The 11,518-nt window shown below is 62.3% G+C and carries 9 protein-coding genes; 4 read left to right on the forward strand and 5 right to left on the reverse strand.

Going from position 1 to position 11,518, the window contains the following annotated elements:
* Positions 1-8: 8 nt before the first annotated feature.
* The 4 genes from urtD to urtA all read right to left on the reverse strand — a co-directional run bounded on the left by urtD (position 9) and on the right by urtA (position 4,221).
* Positions 9-767 carry an urea ABC transporter ATP-binding protein UrtD gene (urtD, locus tag AC0IYH_RS17295; RefSeq protein ID WP_116630182.1) on the reverse strand — a complete coding sequence of 253 codons (759 nt, stop codon included), beginning with the start codon at positions 765-767 and terminating at the stop codon, positions 9-11.
* A complete protein-coding gene (urtC, locus tag AC0IYH_RS17300; RefSeq protein ID WP_116630183.1) occupies positions 764-1,915 on the reverse strand; it encodes an urea ABC transporter permease subunit UrtC in 1,152 nt (383 codons plus the stop codon). Before urtC ends, urtD begins: the two co-directional genes overlap by 4 nt.
* Before the next feature lie 10 nt (positions 1,916-1,925).
* Positions 1,926-2,843: an urea ABC transporter permease subunit UrtB gene (gene urtB / locus AC0IYH_RS17305; RefSeq protein ID WP_165842718.1), complete on the reverse strand. Its 918-nt coding sequence runs from the start codon at positions 2,841-2,843 to the stop codon at positions 1,926-1,928.
* A gap of 169 nt (positions 2,844-3,012) precedes the next feature.
* Positions 3,013-4,221 (reverse strand): urea ABC transporter substrate-binding protein, encoded by a 1,209-nt coding sequence (urtA, locus tag AC0IYH_RS17310; protein ID WP_116630184.1) that lies wholly within the window; start codon positions 4,219-4,221, stop codon positions 3,013-3,015.
* Positions 4,222-4,534: 313 nt separating this feature from the next.
* Here urtA and AC0IYH_RS17315 point away from each other — a divergent pair, with 313 nt between their 5' ends.
* Positions 4,535-7,918: an ATP-binding protein gene (locus tag AC0IYH_RS17315; protein WP_471835373.1), complete on the forward strand. Its 3,384-nt coding sequence runs from the start codon at positions 4,535-4,537 to the stop codon at positions 7,916-7,918.
* Positions 7,893-8,558 (forward strand): response regulator, encoded by a 666-nt coding sequence (locus AC0IYH_RS17320; protein ID WP_053256610.1) that lies wholly within the window; start codon positions 7,893-7,895, stop codon positions 8,556-8,558. Before AC0IYH_RS17315 ends, AC0IYH_RS17320 begins: the two co-directional genes overlap by 26 nt.
* Before the next feature lie 22 nt (positions 8,559-8,580).
* On the opposite strand, the gene AC0IYH_RS17325 is transcribed toward AC0IYH_RS17320, so the two are convergent.
* The gene (locus AC0IYH_RS17325) at positions 8,581-9,411 is read right to left on the reverse strand and encodes an IclR family transcriptional regulator (protein ID WP_116630186.1); all 831 of its coding nucleotides are present in this window, start codon (positions 9,409-9,411) and stop codon (positions 8,581-8,583) included.
* Positions 9,412-9,653: 242 nt separating this feature from the next.
* Here AC0IYH_RS17325 and AC0IYH_RS17330 point away from each other — a divergent pair, with 242 nt between their 5' ends.
* Positions 9,654-10,676 carry an ABC transporter ATP-binding protein gene (locus AC0IYH_RS17330; RefSeq protein WP_471835376.1) on the forward strand — a complete coding sequence of 341 codons (1,023 nt, stop codon included), beginning with the start codon at positions 9,654-9,656 and terminating at the stop codon, positions 10,674-10,676.
* Positions 10,673-11,518 carry an ABC transporter permease gene (locus AC0IYH_RS17335; RefSeq protein WP_116630188.1) on the forward strand — a complete coding sequence of 282 codons (846 nt, stop codon included), beginning with the start codon at positions 10,673-10,675 and terminating at the stop codon, positions 11,516-11,518. The genes AC0IYH_RS17330 and AC0IYH_RS17335 overlap by 4 nt, the downstream gene beginning before the upstream one ends.

An 11,518-nucleotide genomic window follows, 5' to 3' on the forward strand; every position in this document is an offset into this window, starting at 1 on the left:
CTGCTTCCTCAGTGGCCCAAATACACTTCAATGACTTTAGGATTGCTTTGCACCGACTCCATGCTGCCCTCGGCCAGCACCTTGCCCTGGTGCAGCACCGTGACTTTGTGAGCGATGCTTTTGACGAATTCCATGTCGTGCTCGATCACCAGCACCGAACGGCCCTGGCTGATGCGGTTGAGCAGCTCGGCGGTTTGCGCGCGCTCGTTGACGCTCATGCCTGCCACCGGCTCATCGAGCATCAGCAACTCCGGGTCTTGCATCAGCAACATGCCGATTTCCAGCCACTGCTTCTGCCCGTGGGACAGCAGGTCGGCCTGTTGCTGCAGCAAGTCGCCGAGGAAGATTTCCCGCGCCACCTCCTCCACCCGCGCGACCACCTGGGCGTTGCGCTTGAAGAACAGCGCGCCCCACACCTTGCGCCCGGCCGGGTAGGACATCTCGAGGTTCTCGAACACCGTGAGGTTTTCGTAGATCGACGGGTTCTGGAATTTGCGCCCAACCCCGGCGCGCACGATGTTGTACTCGCGCATTTTGGTCAGTTCCTTGCCGTCGAACTGGATGCTGCCGCTGGTGGCGCGGGTCTTGCCGCAGATCAGGTCGAGCACCGTGGTCTTGCCGGCGCCGTTGGGGCCGATGACCACGCGCACTTCATTGCGGTCGATATACAGGTTGAGGTTGTCGACGGCCTTGAAGCCGTCGAACGACACGGTAAGGCCTTCGATGGCCAATACCGGTTTATTCATTTCAAAGCCGACGGCGGTCATGGTTGAGTCTCCAGGATCTTGGTTTTGGCCTTGGCTTTAACCGGGGCCTTGACCAGCGGTTTGCGCCGCAGCAGTTTTGCCAACGCCTGGCGCCCATGGCTGTCCCACAAACCGGCCAAACCGTTGGGGAAGTACATGACCACGGCGATAAACAACCCGCCCATCAGGTACAGCCACAGCTCGGGGAAGGACTCGGAAAAGTAGGTCTTGCCGTAGTTCACCAACAGCGCGCCATACACCGCGCCGAGCAGCGACATGCGCCCGCCCACTGCGGCAAAAATCACCATCTCGATCGACGGCACGATGCCCACGAACGACGGCGACATAAAGCCCACCTGCAAGGCAAACATCGCCCCGCCAATCGCCGAAAACGCGGCGGCCACGCAGAACACGAAGATCTTGAAGCTGGCCACGTCATAGCCAGAAAACCGCACGCGCTCTTCCTTGTCACGCATGGCCATCAGCAACCGGCCGAGCTTGGACGCGAGAATAAAGCGGCCAATGAAGATGCAGCCGAACAGCAAGCCGGCGTTGATGAAGTACAGGAGCATTTTTGCGCTGTCGGTGCGCAGGTCCCAGCCGAGCAGGGTCTTGAGGTCGGTGATGCCGTTGACGCCGCCGGTCAAGCCTTGTTGGCCGACAATCAGCACGGTAAGAATCAGCGCAATCGCCTGGGTGACAATGGAGAAATACACATCACCCACGCGGCGCTTGAACAGCGCCATGCCGATGATGAATGCCAGCAGCACCGGCACCGCAATCACCGCCACCAGCGTGAAGCTGAAACTGTGGAACGGCTGCCACAGCCAGGGCAGCTCTGTGATCTGGTTCCAGTCCATGAAGTCCGGGATGCCCGGCGTGGACTGGATCTTGGTGCTCTGCGGGTCCGAGGCCTCAAGTTTGAGGAACATCGCCATGCAGTAGCCGCCGACACCGAAGAACACGCCCTGCCCCAGGCTGAGAATGCCGCCATAGCCCCAGCACAGCACCAGGCCGACCGCCACAAACGCGTAGGTCAGGTATTTGCCGACCATGTTCAGGCGAAACGCGTCCAATGTGAGGGGGAACACCACAAGGATCAACAGCGCCAGCAGCACGATGCCGATCAGGTTTTGCTGGCCGCCCAGCAGCTTGTCTAAAGCCTTCATCTGCTCGCCTCTACTTGCGCACTTTGATGGAGAACAACCCTTGCGGGCGCAGCATCAGGATCAGAATCACCGACGACAAGGTCAGCACCTTGGCCATCGAGCCACTGAGGAAAAACTCCGACAGCGATTGGGTCTGGGCGATCACGAACGCCGAGGCGATGGTGCCGAACAGGCTTTGCGCGCCGCCGAACACCACCACCAGAAAGGTGTCGACGATGTACTGTGAGCCGGCCGTGGGGCCGGTTGAACCGATGGTGGTAAACGCCGCGCCAGCCACACCGGCCACGCCGCAGCCGAGGGCGAAGGTCATGCGGTCGACCTTGCGCGTGTTGATGCCCACCGCGCGGCTCATCAAGCGGTTCTGCACCGTGGCGCGCACCTGCAGGCCCCAGCGCGAGCGGTAGAGCATCAGGAAGATCGCGCCGGTCAGCAGCAGGGTCAGGCCCATCATGAACAGGCCGTTGCGCGGGATTTCGATGGCGTCGGTGAAGTTCACCGAGCCCATCAGCCAGGCTGGCGGTTCGGCGCTGACTTCACGGGCGCCGAACACCGAGCGGAAGGTTTGCTGCATCACCAGAGACAGGCCCCAGGTCGCGAGCAAGGTGTCCAGCGGGCGCTTGTACAAACGGCTGATCATCGCCCATTCCACCAGCCAGCCGATGGCGCCGGCGACCAGGAATGACAGGGCAATGGCGAAGAAAAAGTAATAGGGCTGGAAGCTCGGCGCAAAGTGCGCAGTGAGGCTGGAACACACGTAGGTGGTATAGGCGCCGATGGTCAGGAACTCACCGTGGGCCATGTTGATCACGCCCATCTGGCCAAAGATGATCGCCAGCCCCAACGCCATCAGCAACAGCACGCAGAACACGGACAAACCGTTGAACCCCTGCATTGCCGCGATGGCTCCAAATTCCGATAGCCATTCCATGATGATGGTCTCCTGAGCGGGAGGTGATAGTGGGTATGCAGTGCGCTTTTGCTCTATGTGGGAGGGGGCATGCCCCCGATAGCAGTGGGTCAGCAACACATCAGGTGACTGACACTCCCTCATCGGGGGCAAGCCCCCTCCCACATTTGGATCTCTATTGACTTGTTACTTACTGGTAACCCTTGGGAAACGGGTTCGGCTCGATCAGATCCGACTCGAAGATCACCTTGAACTGACCGTTAGGCAGCACTTCACCGATCCGCGATTTGCTCCACAGGTGGTGGTTTTCGTGGATCTTCACATAGCCTTCCGGCGCGGTTTTCAGTTCGATGCCAGGGCTTGCCGCGACGACTTTATCCACGTCGAAACTGCCGGCCTTTTCCACTGCGGCTTTCCACAACCATGGGCCGAGGTAGGCGGCCTGGGTCACGTCGCCGATCACCGCATCCTTGCCGTACTTGGCCTTGAAGGCGTCGACGAAGGCTTTGTTGTTGGGGTTGTCCAGGCTCTGGAAGTACTTCATCGAGGCATAGAAACCGGCCATGTTTTCGCCGCCGATGCCGAGCAGTTCGTCTTCGGTCACCGATAGGGTCAGCAGGGTCTGCTTGGCCGAGTTCACGCCTGCCGCATTCAGTTGTTTGTAGAAGGCCACGTTGGAGCCGCCAACCACCGCCGCGAACACCACGTCAGGCTTTTTCAGCTTGACCTTGTTGATCAGCGAACCGAATTGGGTGTTGCCCAGCGGGTAGTAGTCTTCGCCGACCACGGTGCCGTGCAGCACGTTTTCAATGTGCTTGCGCGCGATTTTCATCGAGGTTCGCGGCCAGATGTAGTCGGAGCCGACCAGGTAGAAGGTTTTTGCGCCCTTGGTCTTGGCGATCCAGTCGAGGCTGGCGAGGATCTGCTGGGTGGCTTCTTGGCCGGTGTAGATCACGTTTTTCGACTGTTCCAGGCCTTCATAGAAGGTCGGGTAGTAGAGCAGACCGTTCTCTTTTTCGAAGATCGGCAGCACGGCTTTGCGCGAGGCCGAGGTCCAGCAGCCGAACACGGCGGCGACCTTGTCGTTGACCAGCAACTTCTTGGCTTTTTCCGCGAAGGTCGGCCAGTCGGACGCGCCGTCTTCCTGGATCACCTTGATCTGCCGACCGAGGATCCCGCCCGACGCGTTGATCTGTTCGATGGCCAGGCGTTCGGCCTGGATCGAGCCGGTTTCGGAAATCGCCATGGTGCCGGTGGCCGAGTGCAACTGGCCGACGGTCACTTCGGTAGGGGTCACGGCCAGGCCTTCGTTATCGGCCAGCACGCCCTGGCTGAACAGCGCGGCCGCCAACAAGGACAAGGCCAACAGCGGTTTGGAGCGGATCAATCGTGGTTCCATGGGGCGACTCCTCTGCAATGAGGGGTCCAGCATGGCGGCAGTGGGCCAGCGCGGGTATACGCAGGCTGACGTAGCGGAGTACGTCATTTGACGTATGCCGCTACGCACCATTTTCGCGCAGGATCCCGCCCGCCCAGCCACTGGAGATCCAATGTGGGAGGGGGCTTGCCCCCGATGAGGGTGTGTCAGTTGATAAATTTTTAACTGACCCACCGCCATCGGGGGCAAGCCCCCTCCCACATTTGGAATTCAGTGTGTTCAAGGGCATGGAATTTGCTCATCCAACTCAGCCCACTCCCCGGAGTCTCCCACCGTGCACCCCACCCCCGGCACCCAGCGCATCGTCAAGATCCGCCGCGACTACAACACCTGGGTCGCCGACGAGACCATGGAAGACTACGCCCTGCGCTACACCCCCAAGTCGTTTCGCAAATGGTCGGAGCTGCGAATCGCCAACACCGCGCTGGGCGCGGTGTCGTTCCTCGCACTCGAGGCCATCGGCGGCGTGCTGGCCTTGAGTTACGGGTTTACCAACACCTTCTGGGCGATTCTCACCATCAGCCTGGTGATCTTCCTCACCGGCCTTCCCATCAGCTATTACGCCGCGCGCTACGGCGTGGACATGGACCTGCTGACCCGTGGCGCCGGCTTCGGCTATATCGGTTCCACCATCACCTCGTTGATCTACGCCAGTTTCACCTTCCTGTTTTTCGCCCTTGAGGCAGCGATCATGGCCCTGGCGCTGGAGCTGTATTTCCATATCCCGCTGGCCATCGCCTATGTGATCTGCTCCCTGCTGGTGATCCCGCTGGTGGCCTACGGCGTGACCCTGATCAGCCGCCTGCAACTGTGGACACAACCGATCTGGCTGCTGTTGCTGGTGCTGCCCTATGGCTTTGTGGGGTGGAAAAATCCCGACGCCTTCAGTGACTGGACCAGCTTTGTCGGGCGCAGCGGCGATGGCGGCGGCTTCAACCTGTTGGCGTTCTGCGCCGCCTGCACCGTGGCGCTGTCGCTGGTGACGCAGATCGGCGAGCAAGTGGACTATCTGCGCTTCCTGCCGGAAAAAACCGTGGCCAACCGCAAGCGCTGGTGGGCCGCCTTGCTCTGCGCCGGCCCGGGCTGGATCATCCCCGGCGCGCTGAAAATGTTCGCCGGCGCGTTCCTCGCGTTTCTCGCCCTGCAACATGAAATCCCCATGGAGCGCGCGGCCGAGCCGACGCAGATGTACCTGGTCGCGTTCCGCTATGTGTTCAGCTCGCCGGAATGGGCGCTCGGCGCCATGGTGCTGTTTGTGTTCATCTCGCAGATGAAGATCAACCTCACCAACGCCTACGCCGGCTCCCTGGCCTGGTCGAATTTCTTTGCCCGCGTCACCCACAGCCACCCCGGCCGCGTGGTGTGGCTGGTGTTCAACGTGGCCATTGCGCTGATGCTGATGGAGCTGGGCGTGTTCGATGTGATCGACCAGGTACTGGGGCTCTACGCCAACATTGCAATTGCCTGGATCGGCACGCTGGTGGCCGACCTGGTGATCAACAAGCCGTTGGGGCTGTCGCCCAAACACATCGAGTTCAAGCGCGCGCACCTCTACGACATCAACCCGGTGGGCGTCGGCTCGATGCTGATCGCTTCGTTGCTGTCGATCCTCGCGCACTTCGGCCTGTTCGGCAGCCTGGCCCAGGCCGCGCCGCCGTTCGTGGCGCTGGGCACTGCGCTGGTGATGGCGCCGCTGTTGGCATGGCTGACCCAGGGCAAGTACTACATCGCGCGCACCAGCGACCCGCAGTTGATTCACCCGGTTGCGCCCGCCACCCACGCCGTGTGCGGGCTGTGCAGCAACCCGTTCGAGACGGCAGACATGGCGTTCTGCCCGGCCTACAGCACGCCGATCTGCTCGCTGTGCTGTTCGCTGGATGCGCGTTGCGGCGATCGCTGCAAACCCCATGCGCGGCTGGTCAGCCAGTTCGAAGGCGTGATGCGCTGGTTGCTGCCCAACACCTTGATGCCGCGCCTGCACACGCGCTTGGCCCACTACCTGGGGCTGTTACTGGTGCTGGAGCTGCTGCTCGCCAGCGCCCTGGCCTTGATCTACGTGCAGGCGGCCCAAGGCTTGCCGCACTCCGAAACCTTGTACCAGGCGTTTTTCAAGGCTTTCCTGACCCTCTCGGTGCTGGCCGCCGTGCTCGCCTGGTGGGTGGTGCTGACCCGCGAAAGCCGCCGCGTAGCCCAGGAAGAATCCGACCGCCAGACCTTGCTCTTGATGCACGAAATCGACGCCCACAGCCTCACCGACCAGGCCCTGCAACAGGCCAAGGAAGCCTCGGAAGCCGCCAACGCCGCCAAGAGCCGCTACGTCACCGGGCTGTCCCACGAACTGCGCACGCCGCTCAACAGCATCCTCGGTTTCACCCAGATCCTGCAGCGCGACAGCGCCATGCCCGAGCAGCATCAGGACGCCCTGGCGACCATCCTGCGCAGCGGCTCGCACCTGGTGTCGCTGATCGACGGCCTGCTGGATGTGGCCAAGATCGAGGCCGGCAAGCTGCGCCTGGAACTCACCGAAATCCCCTTCCCCGAACTGCTCCACGACCTGGAGCAAATGTTCACGCCCCAGGCACAGGACAAGGGCCTGCGCTTTCGCCTGGACTGCGTGGGCAAGATCCCGGCGGTGGTGCGCGGCGATGAAAAGCGCGTGCGCCAGATCCTGATCAACCTGCTCGGCAACGCGGTGAATTTCACCGACAGCGGTGAGGTGCGCCTGCGGGTCAGCTACATGCGCGAGACCGCCAATTTCGAAATCATCGACACCGGCATCGGCATCGACCCGGAACAGATCGAGCGGATTTTCCAGCCGTTCGAGCGCGGCGACCTGATGCGCCAGGACAAGGGCGTGGGCCTGGGGCTGACCATCACGCGCATGCTCACCGCGCTCATGGGCGGCGAGCTGCGGGTGACCAGCGCACTCGACCAAGGCACGTGCTTCCAGGTACGGCTGTTCCTGTCCCAGGTACGCGCGCCGCAGGCGGTGGTGCACGTGGAGCACGACATCATCGGCTACCAGGGCGCGCGCCGGCGCATCCTGGTGGTCGACGACCATGTGGACCATCGCAAGGTGCTCAGCGGCATGCTCATACCTTTAGGCTTTGAGGTGGTGCAGGCCAGCAATGGCCAGGACGCGATCCGCCAAGTGGCGCTGCTGGCGCCGGACCTGATTCTGATGGACCTGTCGATGCCGACCCTGGACGGCTATGAAACCAGCCGCCTGATCCGCCGCAATGCGCTGTCCACCGCACCGATCATCGTAATTTCCGCCAACGCCTTCACCGACGACCGCGAACGCAGCATCGCCGCCGCCTGCAACGACTACCTGGCCAAGCCGGTGCGTACTCCGGAACTGCTCGGGCGCCTGCAACAGCACCTGGGGCTGGAGTGGCTGCGGCGCATCCAAAGCCGGGTGCCGCCCACCTCCCCCCGGGTCCTGCCCTGTGCCGAAGACCTCGCCGAACTCGCCGAGCTCAGTGCCATCGGCTACGTGCGCGGCCTGCACGCCAAACTCGACTCACTCCTTGAACAGCGCCCCGACACCGAGCCTTTCATCAGCAAGGTGCGCGGGCTGCTCAAGGGTTTCCGCCTGGATGAACTCAACCGAACCCTCAAGGAGGCCGAAGATGAATGCACTCACCCGCAGCACTGAACCCGGCGTGGTGCTGATCGTCGATGACACGCCCGACAATTTGGCCATGCTCTCCGACGCCCTCGACGACGCCGGCTACATGGTGCTGGTGGCCCTCGACGGCCTCAGCGCGTTGAACCGCGTGCAACGCCGGCGCCCGGACCTGATCCTGCTGGACGCGATGATGCCGGGCCTGGACGGCTTTGAAACCTGCCGCCGGCTCAAGGCGCAGCCTGCCAGCGCAGATATCCCGGTGGTGTTCATGACCGGGCTGACCGACAGCAAGCATGTGGTGCAGGGCTTTGAGGTGGGCGGCAGTGATTACGTGACCAAGCCGATCCAGACCGATGAGGTGTTGGCGCGGGTGGCGGCGCATTTACGTACGTCGCGAATTCTGCTGTCGGCACGGGCGGCGACGCAGCCGAGTGTGTTGACCCTGGAAGATGCACCGGCGCAGCGGCTGTTGTCGGCCAGGTTTCAACTGACCGAGCGCGAGGTTGAAGTGTTGCGCTGGGTGGCGTGTGGCAAGACCAACCGGGATATTGGCGATATTTTGGGGTTGAGTCCGAGGACGGTGAATAAGCATCTGGAGCATGTGTATGTGAAGTTGGGCGTGGAGACACGGACAGCCGCCACGTCCGTCGCGTTGGCCGCCATCTGATCACCTGATGGATGAAGATCCGCTAACCGCCGAAAGTTTGTGATGGCCGCCTTAACGTCGGATCAAACGGATTAATCCGAGGCCCGATCGCCGCCGCCTCACGCTTGAGCAATTCCACCACCATCGGCAACCGCCCCGGCCCCAGGCGATCACTGATGGTCGCCACACTCAGCGCCGCCACCGCATGCCCGTCCCGGTTGAGGATCGGCACCGCCAACCCCGCCATGCCTTCCAGCACCCCGGTATTGCGCGCCGCGTAACCCAGGCGCCGCACGTTCTCCACCTCCGAGCGCAACAGCACCTCGTCATACAGGTGAAAATCCTTGAGCCTAGGCAAGTTGTAGCGGATCACCGTTTCACGCTCTTCCTCGGGCAAAAACGCCAGAATCGCCAAACTGCCCTGCCCCACGCCCAACGCCACGCGCCCGCCGATATCACCGGTAAAGGTGCGAATCGGGTACGGCCCTTCGCTGCGATCCAGGCAGATCGCATCAAACCCGCTGCGCGCCAGCAGGAACAGCGAATCACCCAGCGAGGCACTCAGGCGCAGCATGCTGGGCCGCACCAGCTCGCGCAGGTTGTCGGTCTTGCCCGCGTTCGCCGCCAGGGCGAAAAACTCCAGGCTCAGGCGATAGCGCTTGCTGCGCGCGTCCTGCTCGACCATGCCTTCGTCCATCAGGCTGCGCAGCAGGCGGTGGGTGGTGGGTTGCGACAGGCCCACCTGCTGCGCGAGTTGGGTGACGCGCTCGCCGCCTTCCGGCACTGCGCCCAAGGTGCGCAGCAAGGCAAATAAACGGGAGACCGCACCCGCGCCGACTTCTTTGCTGCTGTCATTCCGCTCAGTGGAATCCATAACACTTAATCTCGCTATAAATTCTGGTGAATGAATTAAACCGAAAATACTTACTCATTCAGTGAAATTCGATCTTCCGCCCATCCTAGTCTTCGTCCTAATCTGCGTCCACAGGGGCGAAATGAACAACAACCGGCAGCCGACTCAAGATCGAGCGCCACCGCACCGGCAAGACTCTTTTCGCATCTGCCCAAAACAAAAAAGCGCGTTTCGACGCGACTCAAAAAAGGTGGAACGCAGACATGGCATTTCTCCAACTCAACGCCTTGAGCAAACGCTACGGCGCCGTCGACGCGGTGGTCGCCACCGACCTTGCGGTGGAAAAAGGCGAGTTCGTTTCCCTGCTCGGCCCCTCGGGTTGCGGCAAGACCACCACCCTGCAAATGATCGCCGGCTTCGTTGATGTGAGCGGCGGGCAGATCCTGCTCGACGGCCGTGACATCACCCACGCCAAACCCGCCAGCCGAGGCCTGGGCGTGGTGTTCCAGAGTTATGCGCTGTTCCCGCACATGAGCGTGCGCGACAACGTTGCCTTCGGCCTGAAGATGCGCAAGGTGCCGGCCGCCGAGATCGCCAGCAAAGTCAAAACCGTGCTCGAACTGGTACGCCTGGCGCCCCATGCCGAGCGCTACCCCCGCGAGCTGTCCGGCGGCCAGCGCCAGCGCGTGGCCCTGGCCCGCGCGTTGGTGATCGAACCGCCGGTGTTGCTGCTGGACGAGCCGCTGTCCAACCTCGACGCCAATTTGCGCGAAGAGATGCAGTTCGAGATCCGCCGCATCCAGTGCGCGGTGGGCATCACCACCTTGATGGTCACCCACGACCAGGCCGAGGCGCTGTCCATCAGCGACCGCGTGGTGGTGATGCAGGCCGGGCGCGTGACCCAGATCGACGCGCCGTACAAACTTTACGAACACCCGCGCACGCGGTTTATCTCGGACTTCGTCGGCAAGGCCAACCTGCTGGCCGGCGATTACGATCAACTGGGTATCCCGCAAGTGCGCCACGAAGGTGGCGACGGCGAGCTGACCCTGAGCCTGCGCCCGGAAAAAATCCAACTGGTGGACGCCGGCACCGGGCGCCTGCAAGGCAAGGTTCTGGACCGCTACTTCTTCGGCAGCCAGTGGCTGTACCGCATCCACACCGACCTCGGCGAAATCACCGTGGTGCGTGGCAACGACGGCAGCGCTCCACTGGGCAACGGCGCGATGGTGGGCCTGGACTGGCACGCCGAGCTGCTGCGGGTGCTGGATGAGGTGCGCACATGAGTCGCGGTTATTTGCTGTCGCTGCCCGCCCTGCTGCTGTTTACCGGGCTGCTGATTTTGCCGCTCGGGCTGACACTGGTGCTGTCGTTCAACGTGTTCGATTACCAGGTGGGCGTGAAGGGCGATGAATGGACCCTGGCCCACTACCTTTCGCTGTTCAGCGACTCGTACTTCTACGAGATCTTCTGGCGCACCTTCTGGATCAGCGCGCTGGTGACCTTGCTGTGTGTGGTGATCGGCGTGCCCGAGGCCTACATTCTCAGCCGCATGGGCGCCCCGTGGCGCTCGATCTTCCTGATCCTTATCCTCACGCCGCTGCTGATTTCGGTGGTGGTGCGCGCGTTTGGCTGGAGCCTGCTGCTGGGTGCCGACGGGCTGGTGAACCAGACTATCCAGTTGCTTGGCGGGCGCCCGGTGAAGCTGCTGTACACGCCGTTCGCGGTGATTATCGCGCTGGTGCACGTGATGCTGCCGTTCATGATCATTCCGGTGTGGACCTCGCTGCAAAAACTCGACCCGTCGGCCGAACAGGCGGCGTTGTCGCTGGGTGCGAGCCAGGCCACGGTGATGCGCAAGATCGTGTTGCCGCAGGTGATGCCGGGGGTGCTGTCGGGCACCTTGATCGTGTTCGGCCTGGCAGCCAGCTCCTTTGCAATCCCTGGCCTGCTCGGCGGGCGGCGCCTGAAAATGGTCGCCACCGTGGTGTACGACCAGTACCTGTCGGAACTCAACTGGCCCATGGGCGCGACCATCGCGGTGGTGCTGCTGTTGGTCAATCTGCTGATCATGCTGAGCTGGAACCGCATGGTCGAAGGCCGCTATAAAAAGTCCCTGGGAGTTTAA

It is taken from the genome of Pseudomonas sp. AC463, assembly GCF_979253585.1.